The sequence below is a fragment of the Geodermatophilus sp. SYSU D00708 genome (assembly GCF_054050115.1).
This window is the reverse complement of the sequence record NZ_JBJGYS010000007.1, coordinates 48,124-72,470: the sequence shown is the minus strand read 5'-3', so window position 1 is coordinate 72,470 and position 24,347 is coordinate 48,124. Positions and strand designations below refer to the sequence as shown.

The 24,347-nt window shown below is 76.2% G+C and carries 24 protein-coding genes; 12 read left to right on the top strand and 12 right to left on the bottom strand.

Annotated elements, in window-relative coordinates; genetic code table 11:
* The first annotated feature begins 76 nt into the window (after window positions 1–76).
* The gene (locus tag ACI79D_RS08380) at window positions 77–622 is read left to right on the top strand and encodes a GNAT family N-acetyltransferase (protein ID WP_456917907.1); all 546 of its coding nucleotides are present in this window, start codon (window positions 77–79) and stop codon (window positions 620–622) included.
* Here ACI79D_RS08380 and ACI79D_RS08375 read toward each other — a convergent pair whose 3' ends face one another.
* Window positions 623–1,087, bottom strand: coding sequence for a rhodanese-like domain-containing protein (locus ACI79D_RS08375; RefSeq protein WP_456917906.1), 465 nt, complete (start codon window positions 1,085–1,087; stop codon window positions 623–625).
* Window positions 1,088–1,201: 114 nt separating this feature from the next.
* Here ACI79D_RS08375 and ACI79D_RS08370 point away from each other — a divergent pair, with 114 nt between their 5' ends.
* Window positions 1,202–1,858, top strand: a complete 657-nt coding sequence (locus ACI79D_RS08370; RefSeq protein WP_456917905.1) for a GntR family transcriptional regulator — start codon at window positions 1,202–1,204, stop codon at window positions 1,856–1,858.
* The gene (locus ACI79D_RS08365) at window positions 1,845–2,864 is read left to right on the top strand and encodes a 1-aminocyclopropane-1-carboxylate deaminase (protein WP_456917904.1); all 1,020 of its coding nucleotides are present in this window, start codon (window positions 1,845–1,847) and stop codon (window positions 2,862–2,864) included. The genes ACI79D_RS08370 and ACI79D_RS08365 overlap by 14 nt, the downstream gene beginning before the upstream one ends.
* 47 nt (window positions 2,865–2,911) lie before the next feature.
* Here the strand turns inward: ACI79D_RS08365 and ACI79D_RS08360 are convergent, their stop codons facing one another.
* From ACI79D_RS08360 to ACI79D_RS08350, 3 genes are read right to left on the bottom strand one after another with little or no spacing between them, the layout of a single operon-like run.
* Window positions 2,912–3,592 (bottom strand): alpha/beta fold hydrolase, encoded by a 681-nt coding sequence (locus ACI79D_RS08360; RefSeq protein ID WP_456917903.1) that lies wholly within the window; start codon window positions 3,590–3,592, stop codon window positions 2,912–2,914.
* Window positions 3,589–3,792, bottom strand: coding sequence for a hypothetical protein (locus ACI79D_RS08355; protein ID WP_456917902.1), 204 nt, complete (start codon window positions 3,790–3,792; stop codon window positions 3,589–3,591). The genes ACI79D_RS08360 and ACI79D_RS08355 overlap by 4 nt, the downstream gene beginning before the upstream one ends.
* Before the next feature lie 28 nt (window positions 3,793–3,820).
* On the bottom strand, window positions 3,821–4,843 hold the full coding sequence (locus ACI79D_RS08350; RefSeq protein WP_456917901.1) for an NADP-dependent oxidoreductase: 1,023 nt from the start codon (window positions 4,841–4,843) through the stop codon (window positions 3,821–3,823).
* Window positions 4,844–5,039: 196 nt separating this feature from the next.
* On the opposite strand from ACI79D_RS08350, the gene ACI79D_RS08345 reads away from it, so the two are divergent.
* The 3 genes from ACI79D_RS08345 to ACI79D_RS08335 all read left to right on the top strand — a co-directional run bounded on the left by ACI79D_RS08345 (window position 5,040) and on the right by ACI79D_RS08335 (window position 9,126).
* On the top strand, window positions 5,040–6,164 hold the full coding sequence (locus tag ACI79D_RS08345; RefSeq protein WP_456917900.1) for a class I SAM-dependent methyltransferase: 1,125 nt from the start codon (window positions 5,040–5,042) through the stop codon (window positions 6,162–6,164).
* A 158-nt stretch (window positions 6,165–6,322) separates the two neighbouring features.
* Window positions 6,323–7,414, top strand: coding sequence for a class I SAM-dependent methyltransferase (locus ACI79D_RS08340; protein ID WP_456917899.1), 1,092 nt, complete (start codon window positions 6,323–6,325; stop codon window positions 7,412–7,414).
* Window positions 7,415–7,542: 128 nt separating this feature from the next.
* Window positions 7,543–9,126 carry a methyl-accepting chemotaxis protein gene (locus ACI79D_RS08335; RefSeq protein ID WP_456917898.1) on the top strand — a complete coding sequence of 528 codons (1,584 nt, stop codon included), beginning with the start codon at window positions 7,543–7,545 and terminating at the stop codon, window positions 9,124–9,126.
* A 34-nt stretch (window positions 9,127–9,160) separates the two neighbouring features.
* Here the strand turns inward: ACI79D_RS08335 and ACI79D_RS08330 are convergent, their stop codons facing one another.
* Window positions 9,161–9,652: a phosphoribosyltransferase gene (locus tag ACI79D_RS08330; protein ID WP_456917897.1), complete on the bottom strand. Its 492-nt coding sequence runs from the start codon at window positions 9,650–9,652 to the stop codon at window positions 9,161–9,163.
* Window positions 9,653–9,718: 66 nt separating this feature from the next.
* Between ACI79D_RS08330 and ACI79D_RS08325 the strand changes: the two genes are divergently transcribed.
* Window positions 9,719–10,213 carry a hypothetical protein gene (locus tag ACI79D_RS08325; RefSeq protein WP_456917896.1) on the top strand — a complete coding sequence of 165 codons (495 nt, stop codon included), beginning with the start codon at window positions 9,719–9,721 and terminating at the stop codon, window positions 10,211–10,213.
* Here ACI79D_RS08325 and ACI79D_RS08320 read toward each other — a convergent pair.
* The 4 genes from ACI79D_RS08320 to uraD are packed head-to-tail and all read right to left on the bottom strand — an operon-like array spanning window position 10,204 to window position 12,536.
* Window positions 10,204–10,788 (bottom strand): DUF6461 domain-containing protein, encoded by a 585-nt coding sequence (locus ACI79D_RS08320; RefSeq protein WP_456917895.1) that lies wholly within the window; start codon window positions 10,786–10,788, stop codon window positions 10,204–10,206. The two genes, ACI79D_RS08325 and ACI79D_RS08320, sit on opposite strands and share 10 nt — an antisense overlap.
* Window positions 10,788–11,678: a factor-independent urate hydroxylase gene (pucL, locus tag ACI79D_RS08315; protein WP_456917894.1), complete on the bottom strand. Its 891-nt coding sequence runs from the start codon at window positions 11,676–11,678 to the stop codon at window positions 10,788–10,790. The genes ACI79D_RS08320 and pucL overlap by 1 nt, the downstream gene beginning before the upstream one ends.
* 46 nt (window positions 11,679–11,724) lie before the next feature.
* Entirely contained in the window at window positions 11,725–12,036 is a 312-nt protein-coding gene (gene uraH, locus ACI79D_RS08310) for a hydroxyisourate hydrolase (protein ID WP_456917893.1), read from the bottom strand.
* Between the two features lie 2 nt (window positions 12,037–12,038).
* Window positions 12,039–12,536, bottom strand: a complete 498-nt coding sequence (gene uraD / locus ACI79D_RS08305; RefSeq protein ID WP_456917892.1) for a 2-oxo-4-hydroxy-4-carboxy-5-ureidoimidazoline decarboxylase — start codon at window positions 12,534–12,536, stop codon at window positions 12,039–12,041.
* Between the two features lie 59 nt (window positions 12,537–12,595).
* On the opposite strand from uraD, the gene ACI79D_RS08300 reads away from it, so the two are divergent.
* The 5 genes from ACI79D_RS08300 to ACI79D_RS08280 all read left to right on the top strand — a co-directional run bounded on the left by ACI79D_RS08300 (window position 12,596) and on the right by ACI79D_RS08280 (window position 21,487).
* Complete coding sequence (locus tag ACI79D_RS08300) at window positions 12,596–13,819, top strand: DUF6986 family protein (RefSeq protein WP_456917891.1); 1,224 nt, start codon at window positions 12,596–12,598, stop codon at window positions 13,817–13,819.
* Between the two features lie 44 nt (window positions 13,820–13,863).
* Complete coding sequence (locus ACI79D_RS08295) at window positions 13,864–18,969, top strand: SpoIIE family protein phosphatase (protein ID WP_456917890.1); 5,106 nt, start codon at window positions 13,864–13,866, stop codon at window positions 18,967–18,969.
* Between the two features lie 131 nt (window positions 18,970–19,100).
* The gene (locus ACI79D_RS08290; RefSeq protein ID WP_456917889.1) at window positions 19,101–20,060 is read left to right on the top strand and encodes an anti-sigma factor RsbA family regulatory protein; all 960 of its coding nucleotides are present in this window, start codon (window positions 19,101–19,103) and stop codon (window positions 20,058–20,060) included.
* Window positions 20,061–20,106: 46 nt separating this feature from the next.
* Entirely contained in the window at window positions 20,107–20,952 is an 846-nt protein-coding gene (locus ACI79D_RS08285) for an SDR family oxidoreductase (protein ID WP_456917888.1), read from the top strand.
* A 7-nt stretch (window positions 20,953–20,959) separates the two neighbouring features.
* A complete protein-coding gene (locus tag ACI79D_RS08280) occupies window positions 20,960–21,487 on the top strand; it encodes a MarR family winged helix-turn-helix transcriptional regulator (RefSeq protein WP_456917887.1) in 528 nt (175 codons plus the stop codon).
* A gap of 85 nt (window positions 21,488–21,572) precedes the next feature.
* Here ACI79D_RS08280 and ACI79D_RS08275 read toward each other — a convergent pair whose 3' ends face one another.
* The 3 genes from ACI79D_RS08275 to ACI79D_RS08265 form a co-directional block, all read right to left on the bottom strand.
* The gene (locus ACI79D_RS08275; protein WP_456917886.1) at window positions 21,573–22,583 is read right to left on the bottom strand and encodes an ATP-dependent DNA ligase; all 1,011 of its coding nucleotides are present in this window, start codon (window positions 22,581–22,583) and stop codon (window positions 21,573–21,575) included.
* Window positions 22,584–22,732: 149 nt separating this feature from the next.
* Entirely contained in the window at window positions 22,733–22,876 is a 144-nt protein-coding gene (locus tag ACI79D_RS08270; RefSeq protein WP_456917885.1) for a MerR family transcriptional regulator, read from the bottom strand.
* Window positions 22,876–24,345 (bottom strand): SulP family inorganic anion transporter, encoded by a 1,470-nt coding sequence (locus tag ACI79D_RS08265; RefSeq protein ID WP_456917884.1) that lies wholly within the window; start codon window positions 24,343–24,345, stop codon window positions 22,876–22,878. The genes ACI79D_RS08270 and ACI79D_RS08265 overlap by 1 nt, the downstream gene beginning before the upstream one ends.
* Between the last annotated feature and the right edge of the window lie 2 nt (window positions 24,346–24,347).

Sequence of the window (24,347 nt, the reverse complement as noted above, 5' to 3'; positions counted from 1 at the left end):
GCCCCAGCGGAGTCCCACGGCGCGGAGAACGCGCCCGTGGCACTCCGCTCGGGGCCGTGAGGCACGATGCCCTTCCGTGATCCCCGATGAGCTGGCCGCCGGTGCGCTGCGTCTGCGGCCCTGGCGGACCGACGACGTCCCCGACGTCTTCGCCGCGCTGCAGGACCCCGCCAGCCGGATGTGGAGCGGGGCGGGCGTGGTCTCGCGGGAGGACGCCGCGCTGATCGTGCGGGTCCGGATGGACCCGGCGCTCGAGGACCGTGCCGCCTGGGCCGTCGTCGACGCCGCGGGCACGCTGCTGGCCTCGGTGTCCCTGCACTCCATCGACCGCGCACAGGCCGACGCCGAGATCGGGTACTGGACGGTGCCCGCGGCCCGGGGGCGCGGCGTCGCCCCGATCGCGGTCGACGCCGCCTGCCGTTGGGCCTTCGCGCGGCTGGACGTCGACCGGGTGGAGCTGTGCCACGCGGTGGAGAACACCGCCTCCGCGCGGGTGGCCGAGAAGGCGGGCTTCTCGTTCGAGGGCCGGCTGCGCCGCTCGTACCGCTACGGCGACGGGCTCAAGCACGACGAGCTGCTCTGGGCCCGGCTGTCCGACGACCCGGCGCCGGCGTTCGGCTGATCAGCAGGCGCAGCGGACGCCGGCGGGGGCCCTGAGCGGGTCGACGGCGGTGAGCGGGTCGACCGCGAGCCGGGAGGGGCCGGTCGCCGTCGCCACCGGCAGCCCCTCCCGCGCCCAGTACTCGAAGCCGCCGATCATCTCCCGCACCCGGTAGCCCAGCAGTGCCAGCGCCAGGGCGGCCCGGGTGGCGCCGTTGCAGCCCGGGCCCCAGCAGTAGGTGACCACCGGGGTCGAGGGGTCCAGCTCGGCCGCGGCGCGCCGGACGACCTCCCGGCCCGGCAGGTGCACCGCCCCGGGGACGTGTCCCTGCTCCCAGGCCTCGCGGCTGCGGCTGTCGAGCAGCACGAACCCGGGCGCCCCGGACTCGATCGCGGCGTGGACGTCGCTCACGTCGGTCTCGACGGCGAGGCGGTGGGCGAAGTGCGCGGCGGCCTCGGCGGGCGGCGTGCTCCAGTCGTCGATCACACCGTCGATCGTGGGGTGCGGGGCGGCGGGCGACGACGCCCCCGACTGCCAACGACCGCAGCGGTTCCGCCAGCGCGCTTGACGTCGCCGCCTCTCACATCTGAGATGTCAGTTGTGTCTCTCGCTCCGATCGGCCGCGTGCTGCTGCGCGACGTCGCCCTGGTGCGCATCCGGCAGGCGATCGTCTCCGGCGAGCTGGCGCCCGGTGCGGTGGTGAAGGACGCCGAGCTGGCCGCCCGGCTCGGGCTGTCGGTCGCCCCGGTGCGCGCGGCGCTGGCCCGGCTGGCCGACGAGGGGCTGGTCGAGGCCAAGCCGCAGAGTCACACCCGGGTCACCCCGCTGCGGGTGCGCGACGTCCACGACGCCGGCGTCGTCGTCCGGGCGATGCACGAGCTCGCCGTCCGCGAGGCGGTGCCGCAGGTGACCCCGGACGACGTCGCCCGCATGCGCGCGGCCAACGAGCGGTTCGCCGCCGCGGTCGCGACCGGGGACGTCGACGCCGCGCTGGCCGCCGACGACGAGCTGCACGCCGTCCCGGTCGAGCGCTGTGGGAACGCCGCCGTGGCCGCGACGATCGAACGCTTCACCCCCGCCGTCCGCCGGCTGGAGCGGGCCCGCTTCGCCGCGGCGCACGGGCGGGAGTCCGTCGTCCTGCACGACCGCCTGATCACCGCCTGCGCGGAATCCGACGTCGACGCCGCCGTCGCCACCACCACCGAGATCTGGACGGCGCTGCTGTCCGAACTGGAGATGCCCGATGGCCCTGTCTGACTACCCCCGCTACCCGCTGCTGTTCGGCCCGTCGCCGGTGCACCGGCTCGACCGGCTCACCGAGCACCTCGGGGGTGCCGCCGTGTGGGCCAAGCGCGAGGACGTGAACTCCGGCATCGCGTTCGGCGGGAACAAGACCCGCAAGCTCGAGTACCTCGTCGCCGACGCGCTGGACCAGGGCTGCGACACGCTGGTGTCGATCGGCGGCGTGCAGAGCAACCACACCCGGCAGGTCGCCGCGGTGGCGGCGCGGGTGGGCCTGAAGTGCGTGCTGGTGCAGGAGAGCTGGGTCGACTGGCCCGACGCGGTGTACGACAAGGTCGGCAACATCCTGATCAGCCGGCTGGCCGGGGCCGACGTGCGGCTGGTCAAGGCCGGGTTCGGCATCGGCTTCAAGGAGAGCTGGGAGGCCGCGCTCGCCGAGATCGAGGAGCGCGGCGGCAAGCCCTACGCGATCCCGGCCGGCGCCTCGGACCACCCGCTCGGCGGGCTCGGGTTCGCCGGCTGGGCGGAGGAGGTCGCCGCGCAGGAGGCCGAGCTCGGCGTCTTCTTCGACACGGTCGTGGTCTGCTCGGTCACCGGCTCGACGCAGGCGGGCATGATCGCCGGCTTCGCCAAGCTGGAGGAGGACGGCGCCCGGCCGCGGCGGGTGCTCGGCATCGACGCGTCGGCCAGACCCGCCGAGACCCGCGAGCAGGTGCTGCGCATCGCCCAGCGCACGGGCTCGCGGATCGACCTGCGGCGCGAGCTCACCCGCGACGACGTCGAGCTCGACGAGCGCTACCACGCCGGCGTCTACGGAATCCCCGACGAGACGACGATCCGCGCGATGGAGCTGGCCGCGCGCACCGAGGGCATGGTCACCGACCCGGTGTACGAGGGGAAGTCGATGGCCGCGACCATCGACCTGGTCGGCCGCGGCGAGATCGACCCGTCGTCCACCGTGCTCTACGCCCACCTCGGCGGGCAGCCCGCGCTCAACGGCTACAGCGCCCTCTTCTCCTGACGCACCGGAGGAGATCCGTGCGGGTGACCCGCACGGATCTCCTCCGCTCACAGGGGGACGGCGAGCTCCGTGTGCTCCAGGGCCGCGGCGAGGTCGGCCCGCCACGGGGCCAGCCCCGCCCCGCCGAGGACGACGTCCCGCACGAACGCGTGCCACACCGGCGCCCGCCGCACCATGCTGTGCCCGCCGGCGATCGTGAACCGGGCGATCCGGGCGCCGGCCTCCCGCGCGCGGACGGCGAAGTCGGCCGACAGCGCCGCCGGCACCCAGCGGTCGCCCCGCCCGTGCAGCACGGCCACGGTCTGCTCGCGCAGGTGCTCCACCGGCTCGCCGGGCGGGGTCCACGGGGCCAGCGCGCAGACCGCCCGCACCGCCGGGTCCCCGCCGGCGCGCAGCACCGCGCGACCGCCCATCGAGTGGCCGACCAGCACCACCGGGACCTCGCCGTGGCGGGCCCGCAGCTGGGCGAGGGTCCAGCGCACGTCGGCGTAGGCGTCGGCCGACACGCCGTTCCAGCCGGCGACCCGGTAGCGGACCAGGTACGTGCCGACGCCCTGCTCGGCCGTCGACGCGCGGACGAACTGCTCGATGGCCCGCATGCGCAGCAGCGACAGGGCCCGCTCGCGCGGCGGCTCGACGCTGGCCACCGTGCCGCCGTGGCAGAAGACCGCCAGCGCCCGCAGCGGGCCGCTCGGCGGGACGTGCTCGAGCGCGGGGTCGACCGTCACCGGCGGCGGCGCCCGCCACGGAGCGTCGTCCGCGCCCGGTCGCCCAGGTCGCCGGCGCGGTAGAGCCCGCGGGTGAGCGGGGTGGAGCCGGTGCGCCGCTCCAGGGCGCGGCCGGCGCGGCGCAGCAGGCCGGAGGTCAGCGGGACGACGACGGTGAGCACCAGCCACATGCGGAAACGGCGGGTCAGCAACAGCCACATGCCCCCAGACTGCCCCGGACCCGGCGGTTCAGTCGGGGTCGGGGGCCAGGCGGACGACCATCTTGCCGGTGTTGGCCCCGCGCAGGAGGTCGAGGAAGGCCGGCACGGCGTTCTCGATCCCCTCGTACACGGTCTCCCGGACCACGAGCTCCCCCGACCGCAGCCACCCCGACACCGTCTCGGTGAACTCCTCCCGCAGGTCGGCGTGGTCCCCGACCAGGAAGCCGCGCAGCGTCAGCCGCTTGCCGACCATCTGGCCCATGTTCCGGGGCCCGGGCGGCGGCTCGACGGCGTTGTAGCCGGAGATCGACCCGCACAGCGCCGCCCGACCGTGCACCCGCAGCACGTTCAGCGCGGCCTCGAGGTGCGCGCCGCCGACGTTGTCGAAGACCACGTCGACGCCGTCGGGGGCGGCCTCGGCCAGCGAGAGCGCCACCGGGCCGTCGTGGTGGTCGAACGCGGCGGTGAAGCCGAGGTCGCCGGTGAGCCAGGCGACCTTGGCCGGGCTGCCGGCACTGCCCACGACCCGACCGGCGCCGCGCAGCCGGGCGAACTGCCCGACCAGGCTGCCCACGGCGCCCGCGGCGGCGGAGACGTAGAGGTCCTCGCCGGCGGTGAACCCGGCGATCCGGAACAGCCCGGTGTACGCGGTGAGACCGGGCATGCCGAGCACGCCGAGGAACCAGGACGGCGGGACGTCGGTCAGCGAGGGCAGCCGGGTCACCGCGGCGGCGTCCAGGACGGCGACCTCCCGCCAGGCCGCGTCGGTGAGCACCAGCGCGCCCTCGGGCAGGTCCGGCGCCCGCGAGGCGACCACCCGGCCCACGGCGCCGCCCCGCATCACCTCGCCGACCGCCCACGGTGCGGCGTAGGACGGGGCGTCCCGCATCCGGCCGCGCATGTACGGGTCGACCGACATCGCGACCAGGCGGACGACGACCTGCCCCTCGGCCGGGTCGGACACCGGGACCTCGACCAGCCGGAAGTCCTCCGGTGTCGGCTCCCCGTGCGGGCGGGCGGCCAGGTGCCACTCGCGCGTCGTCCCGGCCATGGCGGCTCCTCCCGGCGGGGTGCGGTCCCTCGACCTGGTGCACGGCCGATCCTGCCGCCGGGTCGCCGTCCCCGCCGTCCGGGGCCGGATGGCACATCACCGGGTGGCGGAGCGCGCCTACGCTCGGCGATCTCGTACGGTTCCCGGGCCGTACACCGCCGAGATCGCCGATCTCGCCGGAGGAGGGGGAGCGTGCGTGTCGGTGACCGAGGAGCTGTTCGCGCAGCTGCGGCGGGAGCCGGACGTCGAGGCGCCGGACCTGGTCGCCGTCGACGCCACCGACCGGCTGCTGCTCGACGAGGCGGCCGGTGCGCTCGCCGCGGCCGGCCCAGGCGAGGTGGTCGTCGTCGACGACTCGTACGGCGCGCTGACCCTCGGCGCGGTGGGTGCCGGGGCCCGCGACGTCCGCGTGCACCAGGACCTGCTGGTCGGCGAGCTGGCCCTGGCCCGCAACGCCGAGCGCACCGGGCTGACCGGCACCTACCGCTCGCTCCCGCTCATCCCCGGGCTGGTGGACGGCGCCCGCGTGGTGCTGGCCAAGGCGCCGAAGTCGCTCGACGCGCTGCGGGAGCTGACCGAGCTGGCGGCCGGCGCGGGCCCCGACGTCGCTCTCTTCGTCGGCGGCCGGGTCAAGCACATGACCCTGGCGATGAACGACGTCCTGCGGATCGGCTTCACCGAGGTCTCGGCCACGCTGGCCCGGCAGAAGTCGCGGGTGCTGGTCGCCCGGGGGCCGCGGCCGGGCGTCCCGACGTCCTTCCCGCACCGCCAGGAGCACGCCGACCTCGGCCTCACCGTCTGCGCGCACGGCGCCGCCTTCGCCGGCACGCGGGTCGACGTCGGCACCCGGGCACTGCTCGCCGCCCTGCCGGGTGCCGTCCCCGACGCCGCCACCGCCCTCGATCTCGGCTGCGGCACCGGCGTGCTCGCCACGGCGCTGGCGCTGGCCCGGCCGGGGCTCGTCGTCGACGCCAGCGACCAGTCCGCGGCCGCGGTGGCGTCGGCCGTGGCGACGGCGGCGGCCAACGGGGTGGCCGACCGGGTGCGCGTGACCCGGGACGACGCGGCGTCCACCGTTCCCGACGGGAGCGTGGACCTGGTGGTCTGCAACCCGCCGTTCCACCTCGGCGCCGCCGTGGTGACCGGTGCCGCCGACCGGCTGTTCGCCGCGGCGCACCGGGTGCTGCGGCCCGGCGGGGAGCTGTGGTGCGTCTACAACAACCGGCTGCCGCACCGGGCGGCGCTGCGCCGGCTGGTGGGGCCGACCCGGGTCGCGGCGTCCGACCGCCGGTTCACCGTCACCGTCTCCACCCGACGCTGAGGAAGGACCTCCTCGCCCCCCACCGCTCGCACGCTCGCGGCGGGGCCCTGCGAGGAGGCCGCCCGTCCTCTCCACCCCTCGCAAGCTCAGGGCGGGACCCGGGACGGGGCCGAAGGGCACTGGCCGGGGGTGTGCGCCACGGGCCACGGTGCGGGGGCATGACGACGACCGAGACCCCGCCCGCGGGCACCGCCACCGACCTCGCCGAACGCATCCTCGGCGGGGTGATCGCCACCCTCGAGCTCGCCGCCCTCCAGCTGGGCGTCGAGCTGGGCTGGTACCGGGCGCTGGCCGACGCCCCGGCCACGGCGCCCGAGCTCGCCGACCGGACCGCCACCGACGCCCGCTACGCCCGCGAGTGGCTCGAGCAGCAGGCGGTGGCCGGCATCCTCACCGTCGACGACGTCCGGGCCGAGCCCGACGCGCGGCGCTACACCCTGCCGCCGGAGTACCGCGGCGTGCTGCTCGACGAGCTGGACCTCTCCTACATGCCGCCGTTCGCCCGCGTGGCCCTGGCCTTCGCGCGCAACCTCCCCCGGCTGAGCGAGGCCTACCGCACCGGGACGGGGCTGAGCTGGGCGGAGATGGGGCCTGACGCCCGGGAGGCCCAGGGCGATGCCAACCGCCCGTACTTCCTGGGGCCGATGGCCCGGGAGGACCTGCGCTCGCTGCCCGACGTCGACGCGGCGCTGCGGGCCGGCGGCCGGGTGGCCGACGTCGGCTGCGGCATGGGGTGGTCGGCCATCGGCATCGCGCGGGCCTACCCCGAGGCGCGGGTCGAGGGCTTCGACATCGACGAGCCCTCCGTCGAGCAGGCGCGGCGCCACGCCGAGCAGGCCGGGGTCGCCGACCGGGTGCGGTTCACCACCGTCGACGCGGGGTCGGGCGGCGGCGAGCCGGGCGTGTACGACCTGGTGACGGCGTTCGAGTGCGTGCACGACCTGCCCGACCCGGTCGCCGTCCTCGCCGCGATGCGGCGCATGGCCCGGCCCGACGGCGTCGTGCTGGTCGTCGACGAGAAGGTGGCCGAGCAGTTCACCGCGCCGGGGGACGACGTCGAGCGGCTGATGTACGGCTACAGCCTCACCTGCTGCCTGCCCGACGGGCGCTCCGCCCAGCCGTCGGTCGGGACCGGCACCGTCATGCGGCCGGCGACCCTGGAGCGCTACGCCCGGGAGGCCGGCTTCTCCGGCGTGGAGGTGCTGCCGGTCGACAACGACTTCTTCCGCTTCTACCGGCTGCGCGTGTGAGGCAGGTCACGGTTCGGGCACGTCCATGAAGCTTGGAGCAGTTCCGCTGTAGTCACTCCACTCTCCGACCGAACCACCGTGGCAACGGCGCGCACCTCCGCGCCGATCCCGGTTCGCAGGAGTGCCCGATGGCGCGCAGTCTCTGGTCCGACCGTCCCCTCGGCGTCAAGCTCGCCGCCCTCGTCGCCGCCGGTGGCGTCGTCCTCGCCGTCTTCGCGGTCGTCGCGGTGCAGGCGCTGTCGGCGACCGGCGAGCGCGCCGACGAGCTGCTCGCCACCACGTCGGCCACCGGCGCGGCGCTGGAGGCGGACATGATGCACGACGCCGTCCGCGGCGACGTGCTCTCGTCGCTGCTCGCCGCGGGCGGCCCGGAGCACCGCGCGGCCGTCACCGACCTGGCCGACCACGCCGCCACCTTCCGCGAGGTCCTCGCGGCGGTGGCGGGCGCCGGGCTGGACCCGGTGGTCGCCGCGGCCGTCGAGGAGGTGACCCCCGCGGTCGAGGCCTACCTGGCCTCCGCCGACCGGATCGTCACGCTGTCCGGCACCGACCCGGTCGCGGCCCGGGCCGCGTACCCGCAGTTCGCCGAGGCGTTCGCCGTCCTGGAGCAGGACCTGCCCGCCGTGGGAGAGGCCGTCGGCGGGGAGGCGGCGGAGGCGGCCGCGGAGAGCGCCGACCAGCGGACGACGGCCATCGCCCTCTCCGTCGTGGTCGCCGTCGCCGGCGTCCTCGTGCTGGCCGCCCTGGGGTGGGTCGTGACCCGGTCGGTCGTCGGGCCGCTGCGCCGTGTCCAGGCCGTCGTCCTCGGCCTCGCGGACGGCGACCTGCGCGGCTCGGCGGGGGTGACCAGTCGCGACGAGGTGGGCCGGATGGCGGCCGCGCTGGAGGCCTCGATGGGGAACGTGCGCGCCGTCCTGGCCACGATCGGGGACACCTCGACGACGTTGGCCTCGGCGACCGAGGAGCTGTCCGCGACCGCGCAGGACATGACCAGGCTGGCCGACGAGTCCTCGGCGCAGAGCGGGGTGGTGGCCGAGGCGGCCGGGCAGGTGTCGGTCAACGTGCAGACGGTGGCCGCCGGTTCCGAGCAGATGGGCGCCTCGATCCGGGACATCGCGCGCAACGCCGGCGAGGTGGCCCGGGTGGCGGGGCAGGCCGTGCAGGTCGCCGACGCGACCACCGCGACGGTGAGCAAGCTGGGAGAGTCCTCGGCGGAGATCGCCGGGGTCGTGCAGGTGATCACCGCGATCGCTGAACAGACCAACCTGCTGGCCCTCAACGCGACCATCGAGGCCGCCCGGGCCGGGGAGGCCGGCAAGGGCTTCGCCGTCGTGGCCAACGAGGTCAAGGAGCTCGCCCAGGAGACGGCCAGGGCGACCCAGGACATCACCGCCCGGGTGGAGGCCATCCAGGGCGACACCTCCGGCGCCGTCCGCGCGATCGGGGAGATCTCCCGGATCATCGGCCTGATCAACGACTCGCAGGGCACCATCGCCGCCGCGGTCGAGGAGCAGACGGCGACCACCGCGGAGATGAACCGCAACGTCGCCGAGGCGGCGACCTCGGCCGGTCAGATCGCCGAGAACATCGCCTCGGTCGCCGGCGCCGCTGGGGCCACGACACGCGCGATGACCGACGCGCGGACCGCGATGGACGAGGTGGCCCGCATGGCCGCCGCGCTCAGCGCCTCGGTGGGCCGCTTCCGCTACTGAGAGGACCCGTCCTCGGCCCCTGCAGGGGCCGTGCTCAGCGGCCGGGGGAGCTGCTGCGGCGGCGGACCGGGGGCAGCGTCGACCAGGGGAAGTCGATCCACCGGTCGGTGCGGCGCCACACGTAGTCGCAGCGCACGATCGACTGCGGCTTCTCGTAGACGACCGCCGTCCGCACCTCGGCGACGTAGCCGGCGCAGAAGTCGCGGACCAGCTCCAGCGTCTTGCCGGTGTCGGCGACGTCGTCGGCCACCAGCACGTTGGCCCCGGTCAGGTCGACGACGTCGAGCGTCGGCGGCAGCACGACCGGCAGCTCCAGCCGCTCGTCGACGCCGGTGTAGAACTCGACGTTCATCACGAACAGGTTCTTGACGTCGAGGGCGTAGCCCAGCGCGCCGCCGAGGAAGAGCCCGCCACGGGCGATGGAGAGGATCAGGTCGGGCTCGTAGCCGTCCGCGGCGACCTGCTCGGCCAGCTCGCGCGCCGCGGTGCCGAACGTCTCGTAGGTCAGCGTCTCGCGCTCGCTCACCGGCCGATGGTCGCAGTCCCGGTGTCGCCCCTGGGCAGCGGCCCGGGATACCGGCAGGCTGGGGACATGACGACGTCGCGCCGCCTGCCTCCCGCCGTCCGCAGGGTCCTGCCGTGGCTCCTGGGCTGGTGGGCGCTCCAGGCGGCGGTGGCCGTGACCGGCCGGCTGGTCGCCCGCCGCAAGGACGAGGGCGACGAGGGCACGGCCGGCATCCGGCGGGTCGTCGCGGTCGGCGGCGTGCAGCTGCGGCCCACCAACCCCGAGCTGTCCCGGGTGCGGCTCGACCTGGTGATGGGCGGCGGCGAGCTGGACCTCACCGGCGTGCCGCGGGTCCCGGGCGGCGTCGACCTCACCGTCCGCGCGCTCATGGGTGGCCTGGGAGTGCGGGTCCCGGCCGACTGGCGGGTGTGGTGGGCCTTCCGCGGCGTCGGCGGGATCGGCGTGGAGCAGGGCGCCGGGCTGACCCGTACCGACGACGAGCGCGGCGCCGACCTGCGCATCCACGCCCAGATGCTGTTCGGCGGCATCGGCGTCGAGGCGGCGGCGACGGCTCAGTCGTAGAGCGTCGCGCAGGGCAGCCGGCCGTCGAGCGCCTCGCGGGGGACGGTCAGGCCGAAGCGGCGCTCGACGAGCTCCGCGCACGCGGCCGCCGGTCGCGGCCCACCCCCACCCAGCGGCCCGTCCCCTTCCAGCGGCCCACCTGCGGACAGCAGCCCGACCTCGGTCAGCTCGGTGTCCAGGGCGTGCGGCTCCCGGCCCCAGCGGAACTCCGGGACGGCCGCGTCGAACCCGGTCACGTACACGCCGTCGCGCGCGTGCAGGCAGGAGCCGGTCGCCGGGGTGAAGCAGAGGACCACGGCCTCCCCGCCCTCCACGGTCAGCCGCTCGAGCAGCGCGGGGTCGGCGCCGCGCACCGTCGTGGACTCCACGGCGTAGACCCAGCCCTGGGTCGTCCCGACCCGGACGGCCGGCGGGGCGGCGTCCCTCGCCTCGCGCAGCGTGCACCCGCCCCGGTCGACCTCGCCCGCCTCGAGCTCGGCCAGCAGGTCCTCGACCCCCGGACCGCGCACCGCCGTCAGCGTGAGCAGCCCGTGCTCGGCGACCCGGTCGGCGAACCAGTCGAAACGGGAGCCCATCAGCAGAAGCCGGGCGTCCCCCGCCAGGCCGCCTCGGCGGGCGGGACGTCGTCGCGCAGCACGGTGCCCTCGATGAGCCCGTACGGCCGGTCCGCGGCGGCGTAGACGACGTCGGGGTTGTCCGACCCGAAGGCGGAGAGGTCGCTGAGGAAGTGGTGCTTGTTCGGCATCGACATCCGCACCTCCGCCACGCACGGGTACCGCTCCAGCACCGCCTCGCCCATCGCGTAGAGCGTCTGCTGCAGGGCCAGGGAGTGGGTCGCGGCGAAGGTCTCCAGCAGCGCCGTCCGGACCCCCGCGAACACCTCGTCGAAGTCGATGTCGGCGCTCGTGTAGCGCCACCGGGCGGTCACCGCCGTGGCCAGGATCCGCTCGCGGGTCTCGGCCAGCGTCGTGTACCGGTCGCGCGGGAAGCCCCAGAACTCCGAGCCGGTGGTCTTGAGGACGACGAGGTCGCGCAGCCCGGCGAGCACGTGCACGTCGTCCCCGTCGGTCGTGACCACCGCCGTCCGCACCTCGCCGCCGTCCCGCCGGAAGGCGGAGTCGTGCGGCTGCCCGGCGACGGTGATCCGGTCCCAGCCGAAGGAGTCGATCGCGACGCGGGCGCCGGTGATCCACGGGTACGCGCCGGTGAAGTGACGGGCCAGCCGCAGCCCGAAGGACTCGACCGTGCCGACGCCGTCGCGGGCGAAGGCGAACACGGTGTTCTTCTGCGTGTCGGTCGGCAGCACGTGGGAGTTGTCGCCGGCGGTGTGCGCGGCGGCGAAGTCCCCGCGCAGGCTGGTGCTGACGTTGAGGTCGACGAGGGCGTGCCGTGGCCCGCTGCGGTCGACCGCGACCACCCGGACCTCCGCCTTGCCGTACTGGTTCGGGCCGAGCCGGATCGCCATGCGGCACTGTTGCACGTGGAACGTTGCGCGCGGATGACGCGCGCGTTCACGACCCGCGGTAGGTGGAGTACGCGAACGGGGCCAGCAGCAGTGGCACGTGGTGGGAGTCGGCGGGCTCGGTGACGGCGAAGGTGAGCACCACCTGCGGGTAGAAGGTGTCCCGCCCCTGCTCGGCGAACCACACGCCGGTGGCGAACTCCAGCCGGTGGGTGCCCGGGCCGGTCGCGCCCTCCGCCAGCCGGCAGCGGCCGTCGGCGTCGGTGACCCCCTCGGCGAGCAGGTCGGTCCCGGCGTACAGCCGGACGGCCATCCCCATCGCCGGCCGCCCCAGCACCGAGTCGAGGACGTGCGTGCTCACGCTCACGACACGAGCCCCCGCACCCGCAGCGCCGTGATCTGCGCGAGCTGCTCGGTGACCTCGGCGCGCTCGGCCTGCTCGTCGTTGCCCAGCCGGCGGCGCAGCTCGGCCAGCATCTCCCCGGGGCTGCGGCCGGCGGCGCGGACGAGGAACACGTGGCCGAAGCGCTCCTCGTACTGCCGGTTGCCGTCGACCAGGGCGGCCCGGGTGGCGTCGTCCGCCCCGGCCATCGAGCTCTGCTCGCGGCGGGAGGCCTCGGCGCCGGGGGAGGAGCCCTCCGGCCGGTCGCCGATCCGCGGGTGCACGGCCAGGGCGAGCTCGACCTCCGCCCACGGCAGCCCGCGGGCCACCTCCTCCGCGCGGGACACCAGCGTCCCGACGTCCGGGTACGGCCGGCCGGCGGCGACCTCGGCGGCGAAGCGCGGCGCGTCGTTGCAGGCCCGCAGCCGCTGGACGGCGCGGTCGGCGGGCTCGGCGTTGAAGTCGTCGAGGGCTCCCATGCGCCGAGGATGCCAGCCCGTCGCCGCGCAGACACCCGCCGGCGTGGCAGGGTCGACGGGTGCTCCCCGACGACGTCTACGCCGAGCTGGACCGCCGGCTGGGGCCGGTGGACGCCGCCCGCGCGGCGGGCTACCCCGGTGAACGGACCGGCCGGCAGCCGGTGCACACCTGCTACGTGCCCGCCGACGCCGTCGTCCCCGGCCTGGCGGCCGCCTGGGGCGCGGCCGCGCTGGCCGCGCTCGACGAGCACGGCCTGCCCGACCTGGGGCTCGACGGCGGCCTGCTCGAGCAGGTGCTGCCGCGGGTGCGCGCCAAGCTGGCCGCGGAGCCGGTCGAGGACCTGCGCGTGGACGCCGAGGACGGCTACCGCGGCGCGCCGGGTGCCGAGGACGGTGACGTGTGCCGGGCGGCCGAGGCGGTGGCGGCCGACGTGGTCGCGGGGACGGCCCCGCCGTCGATCGGCATCCGGGCCAAGTCGCTGGAGGAGCCCACCCGGCGCCGCGGCGTCCGCAGCCTGGACCTCTTCCTCGGCGGCCTCGCGGGGACGGCGCCGCGGTGCACCGTCACGCTGCCCAAGGTCACCGACGTCGAGCAGGTGCGCGCCTTCCTGCCGGTCCTCGACGCGCTGGAGGCCGCGCACGGCGTCCCCCTCGACCTGGAGCTGCAGATCGAGACGCCGCAGGCGGTGCTCGGCGCGGACGGGACGGCGACCGCCGCGCGGCTGGTGCACGCGGCCGGTCCCCGGCTGACCGGCCTGCACTACGGCACCTACGACTACAGCGCGGCCCTCGGCATCCCCGCGGCGCACCAGGCCTCGGACCACCCCGCCGCCGACTTCGCCAAGCAGGTGCTGCAGGTCGCCGTGGCCGGCACCGGGGCGCGCGCCGTCGACGGGTCGACCAACGTGCTGCCGGTGGGTCCGCGCGACCGGGTGCACGCCGCCTGGCGGCTGCACGCCGGGCTGGTGCGGCGGGCGCTGGAGCGCGGCTTCGCCCAGGGCTGGGACCTGCACCCCGCCCAGCTGGTGACCCGCTACGTGGCCACGTACGCCTCCTACCGGGCGGCGCTGCCCGCGGCCGCGGAGCGGCTGGCCGCCTACCGGGAGCGCGTGGACGGCGGCGTCCTCGACGAACCGGCCACCGCGCGGGCGCTGGCCGGCGTGCTGGTACGCGGCCTGGACTGCGGCGCGGTGGACGACGCCGAGGTGCGCGCCGCCGCCGGGGTCGACCGCGCCGTCCTCGACGAGCTGGCCGGTCGGCCGCCCGCGACCCGCACGGTGTGAGCCATCCGGCCCCGCACGACCTACCATCCCTGCGTGATGCCGCGGTGAACGAGGGAGGCCTCGAGCGGTCGCTGTTCGCCGACGGTGGCGAGGTCGGCCGCGCGATGGCCCAGCGCAACTGGGCCGAGACCCCGCTCGGCCCACCCGAGAGCTGGCCCGCGGAGCTGCGCAACGTCGTCCGGATCCTGCTGACGTCGCGGTTCTCCATGTGGGCCGCCTGGGGCCCCGAACTGACGTTCTTCTACAACGACGCCTACATGCACGACACCCTGCAGGCCAAGCACCCCCTGGCGCTCGGCCGACCGGCCCGGGAGGTGTGGGCGGAGATCTGGGGGGACATCGGGCCCCGGATCGAGTCGGTCCTCCACACCGGCGTCGCGACCTGGGACGAGGACCTGCTGCTGTTCCTCGAGCGCAACGGCTACCCCGAGGAGAGCTACCACACGTTCTCCTACAGCCCGCTCGACGACGCCGACGGCCGTACGGGAGGCATGCTCTGCGTGGTCACCGAGACCACCGGGCGCGTCGTCGGCGAGCGCCGGATGGCCACCCTGCGCGACCTCGCCGCGGCGGTCGCGGCCACCCGCACGCAGGCCGACGTCCTGGATGCCGTCTGCGAGCAGCTCGGGCGGAACCTCGCCGACCTGCCGTTCAGCCTCGCCTACGTGGCCGAGGCGGACGGGACCGCCCGGCTGGGCTGCGCGGCCGGGATCGCCCCCGGCTCCGCCGCCGCGCCCCACGTCCTCCGGCCGGGGGACGGCGTCTGGCCGCTGGCGCGGGCGCTGGCCGGGGAGCACGTGCTGGTCGAGGAGCTCCCCGACCGCTTCCCCGGCCTGCCGACGGGGGACTGGCGGCGGCCCCCGCAGGAGGCGGTGCTGGTGCCGATCGGTGCGACCCCCGGGGGCGTCACCGGCTTCCTCGTCACCGGCCTCAACCCGCACCGCCGCTACGACGACCGCTACCGCGGCTTCCTCGAGCTGGTCGCCAACCAGATCGCCTCGGGCCTGCAGGCGGCCAGCAGCTACGAGGCCGAGCGCAGCCGTGCGGAGGCGCTGGCCGAACTGGACCGGGCGAAGACGGACTTCTTCAGCAACGTCAGCCACGAGTTCCGCACCCCGCTGACCCTCATCGCCGGTCCGGTGGCCGAGCTGCGCCACTCCCCGGCGGCCAACGCCGACCCGCGGATCAGCCAGGAGCTGGAGGTCATCGAGCGGAACACGCTGCGGCTGCAGAAGCTGGTCAACACACTGCTGGACTTCTCCCGCATCCAGGCCGGGCGCATCGACGCCCGGTTCGAGCCGGTCGACCTGGCCGCCACCACCAGCGAGCTGGCCAGCGTCTTCCGCTCGGCGGTCACCCGCGCCGGGCTGGACTTCACCGTCGACTGCGCGCCGCTCGGGGAACCGGTGCACCTCGACCGGGACATGTGGGAGAAGGTCGTCCTCAACCTGCTCTCCAACGCGCTGAAGTTCACCTTCACCGGCGGCATCGCCGTCCGCCTGCGCCCCGTGGACGACGGCGCCGAGCTCACCGTCAGCGACACCGGGACGGGCATCCCCACCGAGGAGCTGCCGCGCCTGTTCGAGCGCTTCCACCGGGTCGCCGAGGCCCGCGGACGCTCCGGCGAGGGCAGCGGCATCGGCCTGGCGATGGTGCGCGAGCTGGTGGTCCTGCACGGCGGCACCATCGGCGTCGACAGCGTCCTCGGGCAGGGGACGACGTTCACCGTCACGCTCCCGTTCGGCACCGAGCACCTGCCGTCCGACCGGCTGGCCGAGGGCGCGGGGGACGCCCCCGCCGTCTCGCCGGCGGCCACCCCGTACCTCACCGAGGCGCTGCGCTGGCTCCCCGGCGGGGACGACGGCGCGACGGCCCCCGTTCCCCTGCCCGGGGCCGGCGCCCGGGCCGGCCGCGTCCTGGTGGCCGACGACAACGCCGACATGCGCGAGTACGTCCGCCGGCTGCTGGCCCCCCGGTACGACGTCCGGGTCGTGGCCGACGGGCGCCTGGCTCTCGAGGCCGCCCTCGCCGACCCGCCGGACCTCGTCGTCAGCGACGTGATGATGCCGGGGATGGACGGCGTGCAGCTGCTGGCCGCGCTGCGCGCCGACCCGCGGACGGCGCGGGTCCCGGTGGTGCTGCTGTCGGCCCGGGCCGGGGAGGAGGCGGCGGTCGAGGGCCTGGCCGCCGGCGCCGACGACTACCTGGTCAAGCCGTTCTCCGCGCAGGAGCTCATCGCCCGGGTCGGGGCGCACCTCGGCCTCGGTCGGGCCCGCCGGGCCGCGGAGGAGCGGTTCACCGCCATGGCCGACCTCGCGCCGGCGCTCATCTGGGTGTCCGACCCCGAGGGCCGCCGGGTGTTCGTCAACCGCGGCTGGCCGCAGTACACCGGCCGCTCGGCGCGGGAGGAGCTCGGCCGCGGCTGGGTCGACGGGCTGCACCCGGAGGACCGGGACCGCTACGCGGCGACGGTGGACGCGGCCGTGTCCCGGCGCGAGGGCTGGGAGGTCGAGTTCCGGCTGCGCCGCAGCGACGGGGCCTACCACTGGCTGCTGGAGCGGGCCGTCCCGATCGGCTCGGGGGAGACCTTCGCCGGGCACGTCGGCAGCTGCACCGACGTCAACGCCCGCATCCGCGAGACCGAGCGGCAGACGCTGCTGGCCGACGTCGGGGCCGCGCTGGACCGGGAGACGACCCTCGACGGGCAGCTGGGCGCGCTGGCCCGGCTGCTGGTGGACCGGCGGCTGGCCGACCTGTGCACGGTCCGGCTGGTCACCGACGACGGCCGGCTCCGCTGGGCGGGCATCGCCGGCCTGGACGGGGAGACCGAGACCGCGCTCGCCGGCCTGGACCCCGACGTCGGCGTGGGACCGGGCGTGGTGCGAACCGGCCGGTCGGTCGTGCACTCGGCGCTGTCCGGGGCCACCGACCTCGGCGCCGACCACCCGGCCGTCGCGCCGCCGCTGGCCGTCGCCTCGGTGCTCGCCCTCCCGCTGACCGTGCGCGGGCGGGTGCTCGCCGTCCTCGTCCTGGGCCGCCGGGCGGACGCCCCCGCCTACACCGAGGACGACCGGACGCTGGCCGAGGAGATCGCCGCCCGGTCCGCGCTGGCCGTGGACAACGCGGTGCTCCTGACCGAGGAGCGCGCCGCCGCCCACCGGCTGGCCCTGTTGCACCGGGCCACCGCGGAGCTGTCGGCCGCCACCACCCCCGTCGAGGTGGCCGCCGCGGCCGCCGGTCACGTCCGCGCGCTCACCGGGCCGGACAGCCGGGTCGCCGTCTACGAGCTCGACCCGTCGCACCGCTCGCTGAGCGCGCTGACCATCAGCGGCGGCTCCGAGGAGGGGCAGCGGCTGTGGCAGAGCCTGCCGCTGTCGGCGCCGCTGGTGGCCACGACGGCGGTCAGCCAGCGCCGTCCGCTGTGGGTCGAGGACGTCGCCACGCTGTCGACGGGGGACCGGCACCTGCCCCCCGAGCTGGAGACGTCCCTCCGGGAGTACGGGCTGGCCGCCAACGTCGGCCTCCCGCTCGTCGTCGCCGGCCGGGTCGTCGGCGTCCTGGCCGTCGCCTGGCCGACGGTGCAGCGGTTCTCCGCCACCGACCGGGCCATGCTGCTGGCCGTCGCCGAGCAGTGCGCCCAGGCCCTCGACCGCGCCCGCCTGTACCGGTCCGAGCGGCGCATCGCCGAGACCCTGCAGCTGAGCCTGCTGCCGGCCCAGCTGCCGCGGCTGGAGCGGCTGGCGCTGGCCGCCCACTACCTCCCCGGCGCCGAGGGCACCCAGGCCGGTGGTGACTGGTACGACGTGGTGGAGCTCGACGACGGCCGGGTGGCGATCGCCGTCGGCGACGTCGTCGGGCAGGGGCCGGCCGCCGCCGCGGTCATGGGGCAGCTGCGCAGCGCCCTGTCCGCGGCCCTGCTGCAGGGCTGCAGCCCGGCTGAGGCGCTGGAGCTGCTGGACCGCTTCGCCGCCCGGCTGCCCGGCGCGCTCGCCTCCACCGCGGCCTGTCTGGTCGTGGACCCCGCCGCCGGGTCGGTGTGCTGGGCCCGGGCGGGGCACCCGCCGGCGCTGCTGGTCACCCCCGACGGTGCCCGGCTGCTCGACGGCGCCGGCGCGGGGACCGTCCTCGGCGTACCGGGACGGGCCGACTACACCGAGGCGGCCACGGACGTCCCCGTCGGGGCCACCCTGCTGCTCTACACCGACGGGCTGGTGGAACGCCGCGGCGAGGTGCTCGACGAGGGGCTGGACCGGGTCTGCGCCGCTGCCGCGCGGCACGGCGCCGCCGACCCGGCCCGGCTGACCGCACGGCTGCTGACCGAGGTCCTCGCCGACACCGACCAGCCCGACGACGTCGCGGTGATCGCCGCCCGGCTCCTGCCCGGCCCGCTCGCCGAGACCCTGCCGGCCGACCCGGGCCGGCTGTCCGCCGCCCGCCGCCGGCTGACCGCCTGGACGACCGCGGCCGGGATGCCCGAGGAGACCGCCGAGGACCTCCAGCTGGCGCTCGGCGAGGCCCTGGCCAACGCGGTGGAGCACGCCTACGCCGGCGACGGGCGAGGCGAGTGCTCCTACCGGGTGGCCCGGGACGCCGACGGCGGGGTGCGGGTGGAGGTCCGGGACTCCGGGGTCTGGCGACCGCCGCCGGAGGACCGGGGCTACCGCGGGCGCGGGCTGGAGCTGATCAGCGCGCTCGCCGCCGAGGTCGAGGTCCAGCACGGCGAGGGGCCCGGCACGACCGTGCGCTTCCGGGTGCCGCCCCCGGCCGCGACGGCCGGCGCGGTGCGCGTGCCCGTCCGGATCACGGAGGACGGCGGCGTGCCGGCGCGGCTGCTGACCTCCGACGGGCCGGAGGGGCTGCGGCTGGAGCTGGTGGGGGAGCTGGACCTCGCCAGCACGGGGCCGCTGCGCGAGGACGTGCTCGGCCGCCTGGCGAGGCTGCCGGTCGGTGCGCGGGCCACCCTCGACCTGCGCCGGACCACGTACGTGGCCAGCGCCGGTGTCGGGATGCTGCTGGAGGCCCTCGCTCGTGCGGGTGAAGCCGGGCTGGAGCTCCGCGTCCGGACGGAGCGGGGCACACCGCCGGCGCGCATACTCGCACTTGCCGGGCTGGACGAGCCCGGCGGGGGAGCCGCGCGCCCGTCGCCGTGACGACGCGCACAGCCCTCCCCGGTGACCTCCACCGGGTCGGGATGTCCCAGAATGTCGCTTCGGCCGGCTGGAGCGACCCGGCCAGGAAGAGGACGAGCGCGGTGCACCACAGGGCAGACGAGCGTGCTGACGTGCGCGCGCGCCCCCTCCTGCCCGGTGCCCGGCCGCACGCCGCCGCCCTCGTCGGCTCGGACGACGAGCTGCTGGCCGCCGCCGTCCCGTTCGTGGAGGAGGGCCTGCTCGCCGGCGACCTCACCGTGCTCTCCTGCGGGCCGGAGACCGCCGCGCTGGTCGCGGGCGCGCTCGGCGAGCAGTTCCCCCGGGTGGAGACCGACGCCCGCATCGCACTGGTCGACACCCGGGCGCCCGACGCCCTCGGTGTCACGCGGCGGCTGCTCGACCGCGCTGCGTCCGCCCCGTCGGGCTGGCTGCGGGTGCTCGGCCAGATCGAGTTCGGCCGGGAGCCGGCCACCTGGCACGAGGGTCAGCGCTACGAGGCCGCGGTCAACGCGCTGCTCGACGGCTGCCCGCTGACCGCGATGTGCCTCTACGACCGCCGGGCGCTGCCGCCCGAGGTGGTGGAGAGCGCCGCCCGGACGCACCCCGAGCTCGTCTCCGACGGCGAGCGCGCGCTCAACGCCGACTACCGTGACCCCGCCGAGTACCTGGCCACGCTGCCCGTCCCCCGGGAACCGGTGGAGGACACCCCGCCGGTGCTGGCCGTCGACGACGCGCCCACGCTGGCCGGGTTGCGGCACGCGATGGGCGCGGCCCTCGCCGCCCACGTGCCCCACCGGGAGCAGCGCGAGGACCTCCACCTGGCCACCAGCGAGATCGCGGCCAACGCGTTCCGGCACGGCCGCCGACCGGTGTCGGCCCGCATCTGGACCGACGGGAAGCGGATGGTCTGCGCCATCACCGACTCCGGCACCGGCTTCGGCGACCCGCTCGCCGGCTTCCAGCCCGCGCACGGCGACGACCTCAGCCGGGGCGGCATGGGCCTGTGGCTGGCCCGCAAGCTCTGGGACTCCGTGGACCTGCTGCCCGGCCCCCAGGGCCTGACCGTGCGACTGAGCGCCCGCCTGCGCTGAGCCCCGGGTCCTTGACGCGGCGATATCTCACTGCTGAGGTACCTGGGTGATCGTGGTGACGGCGGCGGGCGGGCAGACCGGCACCGCCGTCGTCCGGGCGCTTCGGGCGCGGGGGCTGACGGTGCGGGCGGTGGTCTCCCGGCCGGGCCCGCGGCCGGAGCTCGCCGCGCTGGGCGCCGACGTGGTGGTCGCGGAGCTGACCGAGTCGCGGGCGTGGGCCGACGTCCTGGCCGGCGCCGCCGCGCTGTACCTGATCTGGCCGAACTTCGACCCCCGCGAGGCCGAGGGCGCCGCCGCCCTGTTCGGCGCGGCCCGGCAGGCCGGCGTCCACCGGGTCGTCTACCACTCCGTGCTGCGCCCGCAGGCCCGGGCGATGCCGCACCACGCCGCCAAGGACCGCGCCGAGGAGGCCCTGGACGCCACCGGCCTCGCCTGGCGGGTGCTGCAGCCCTGCGCCTACGCACAGAACCTCGACGATGCGCTGGCCGAGGCGGCGCGCACCGGCCGGCTGCGCAGCCCGTGGGGCCTGCGCACCGGGCAGTCGCTGGTCGACCTGGCCGACGTGGCCGAGGCCGCCGCGGTGCTGCTCACCGAGGACGGCCTGGACGGCGGGACCTTCGAGGCGGCCGGGCCCGAGCCGCTGACCGCGCCGCGGCTGGCCGAGCTGATGGCCGCGCACCTGGGCCGGGAGGTGACCGCCGAGGACGCCGTCCCGCCGGACGAGGTGCCGGCCGCCTACGCCGAACGCTGCCTGCGGCTGATGTTCGACCACTACCGGGCGCACGGCTTCGCCGGCAGCCCGCGGGTGCTCACCGCCCTGCTCGGCCGCCCGCCCCGCACCTACGCCGAGCGCCTCGCGTCCCTGGCCGTCCCGGGCGGCGTGGAACGGTGACCAAGTGGTGACGGAGCGCACTAGCGTGGCCGGGATGGGGGACGCGGTCGACCTGATCCTGCAGCAGTGGGCCCGGGAGCGCCCCGACCTCGACTGCAGCCCGATGGGGGTCATCGGCCGGATCTCCCAGCTCCAGCGCGAGGTCTTCCTCGCCCAGCGGGCCACCTTCGCCCGGCACGGCCTCGACGCGCCGTCCTTCGACGTGCTGGCCGCGCTGCGCCGGGCGGGCGAGCCCTACCAGCTCACCCCGACGGCCCTGATGCGCACCGCGCTGGTGACCTCCGGCGCCATCACCCAGCGGCTGGACCGGCTGGAGGAGAAGGGGCTGATCACCCGCGAGCGCAGCGAGGCCGACGGGCGGGCCGTCGTCGTCACGCTGACCGCCGCCGGCCGCGCCGCCCTGGACGCCGCGCTGCCCGACCATCTGGAGACCGAGCGCCGGCTGCTCGCCGGGCTGTCCGACGACGACCGCGAGCAGCTGGCCGGCCTGCTGCGCCGGCTGCTGGTCGCCCTGGGCCGGGTGCCCCAGCTGTGACAGCGCGATCATGAAGTGCGGGACGGGACACGCCGGTTCTCGTCGGCGTGCCGCGTCCCGCGCCCCGTGATCGCAGGCCGGCAGGTCAGAGCCCGGGGACGTCGGCCGGTTCCAGGTCGGGCCGCACCCGCACGAACCGCAGCGGGTGGCGGAAGACGCCGGCCTGCAGCGCGGCGTCCGCGCTGACCTCCACGACGACGTCGGGCTGCACGCGGGTGAGCGGCACCGACAGCCGGCCGCCGCCGAAGCGGCCGGTGCCGATCCGGTCCGGCCACGGGTGCCCGGGCCCGGCGGGGCGGAGGACGGCGGCCAGCTCGGCGGCCTGCTCGCGGCCGAGCGGGCTGGTGCGGCCGACCACGACCAGCTCGCCGTCCCGGTAACGGCCGGCCACGAGCTGGCTGGGCCGCTCCAACGGCCCGATGACCCCTCCGGCGACGACCTCGGTGGTCTCCCAGGACTTGACCTTCACCCACTCCCGCCGCCCCGGTGCGTAGCGGCTGCCCGCGCCCTTGGCGACCAGGCCCTCCACGCCGGCGGCCCGCCACTCGGTGGACCACTGCTCGGCCTCGGTCGGGTCGGTGGTGGCGGGGGAGAGCTGCATCGGCGGCGCCCAGCGGGCGGCCAGCTCCTCCAGCGCGGCCCGACGCTCGCGCAGACGGCGACCGCGCAGGTCCGCTCCGCCGAGCGCGAGCAGGTCGAAGGCGACGTAGGAGGCCGGGGCGGCGGCGACGAGGGCGGCCATCCGGCCGGGCGCGGTCACCATCCGCCGCTGCAGCAGCCCGAAGTCCAGCCGGGACCCGTTCCAGACGACGACCTCGCCGTCCACCACCGTGCCGGCCGGCACCTGGGCGACCGCCGCGGCGGCGACGTCGGGGAAGCGGGCGGTCAGGTCGCGGCCCTGCTTGGACCACAGCCGGGTGGTGCCTCCGGTGCGGACGACGACGAGGCGGTAGCCGTCCCACTTGGGCTCGTAGAGCACGCCGCCGGGCAGCGCGTCGGCCCGCGGGATCTCGCGGACGGGCTTGGCCAGCTCCACCGCGACCGGCCCGGCCAGCTCCGGCGGCACGTCGGGCAGACCGGGGACGGACAGCGGCACGTCGGCCAGCCTGGGGGCTGCGCGCCCCGCGCGCAGGGCGCTGAGCTGGCGGTTCACCCCTTCGTGGCAGGTCGCCACCCTGCGCGAGGGACCCGGCGGGACGCACGTTCCCGGCCGCCGGGTCAAGTCACGTTCGGGTGACGGGCGGGTCAGCTGCCCTCGGTGACGAGGCGGTCGGCGAGGGTGCCCGCGACGTCCTCGGCGACGGCGAGCTCCTCGTAGAAGCGGATCGTCCGCAGGCTCAGCCCGGTGCGCTCGGCCACCTGGCCGATCCGCACCAGGTCGGCGGCCATCAGTGCGCCCCGGCCAGCCGGCCGGTGTGCCGCTCGTACCGGTCCGCCGAGTGGCCGGTCAGCCCGACCACCTCGACGGTCTTCCCGCGGGTCGCGTACTTGTGCGTGATCGCGTCCAGCGCGGCGACGGTGGACGCGTCCCAGACGGAGGCCGCCGACAGGTCGATCACGACGTGGTCGGGGTCGCCGGCGTAGTCGAACTGCGTGTAGAGGTCGTTGCTGGAGGCGAAGAACAGCGCGCCGGTCACCGAGTACACGCGGGTGCCGCCGTCCGGCACGGGAACGCTGGTGACCTCGGCCAGGTGCGCGACCCGGCGCGCGAACAGGACGCAGGCGACCAGGACGCCCGCGCCGACGCCGACCGCGAGGTTGTGGGTGAGCAGCGTCCCGGCGACGGTCGTGAGCATCACCGCGGTCTCGCTCCGGGGCATCCGGTGGAGCGTCCGCAGGCTGTGCCAGTCGAAGGTGGCGATCGACACGAACACCATGACCGCGACCAGGGCGGCCATCGGGATGACGGCGACGACGTCCCCCAGGGCGACGACCAGGACCAGGAGGAAGGCGCCGGCGAGGAAGGTCGACAGCCGGGTGCGGGCGCCGGACCTCACGTTGATCATGGTCTGGCCGATCATGGCGCAGCCGCCCATGCCGCCGAAGAAGCCGGTCACGATGTTGGCCACGCCCTGGCCCCAGGACTCGCGGGTCTTGTCCGAGGAGGTGTCGGTGAGGTCGTCGACCAGCTTCGCCGTCATCAGGGACTCCATCAGCCCGACGAAGGCGATGCCCAGCGCGTACGGCGCGACGATCCGCAGCGTCTCCAGGGTGAACGGGACGTCGGGCAGCGCCAGGAACGGCAGGCTGCCGGGCAGCGCGCCCTGGTCGCCGACGGTCGGCAGGGTGAACCCGGCGACCACGGTGAGGCCGGTGAGCACGACGATCGAGACCAGCGGCGCCGGGACGACGGTGGTCAGCCGCGGCAGCAGGAAGATGATCGCCAGGCCCGCCGCGACCATCGGGTAGACCGGCCACGGCACGTCGACCAGGTGCGGCAGTTGCGCGGTGAAGATCAGGATCGCCAGGGCGTTGACGAAGCCGACCATCACGCTGCGCGGCACGAACCGCATCAGCCGGGCCACGCCGGCCGCCGCCAGCAGGACCTGGCAGACACCCCCGAGGACGACGGCGGCGAGCAGGTACTCGAGCCCGTGCTCACGGGCCAGCGGGCCGACCACCAGGGCGACCGCGCCGGTGGCGGCGCTGATCATCGCCGGTCGGCCGCCGGTGAACGCGATGACGACGGCCATCGTGAACGAGGCGAACAGCCCCACCCGCGGGTCGACGCCGGCCAGGATCGAGAAGCTGATCGCCTCGGGGATGAGCGCCAGCGCGACGACCAGGCCGGCCAGCACCTCGGTGCGGGCCACGGTGGGGGACAGCCAGGCCGGGCGGCTCGGGCGGGAGGAGGGCACGG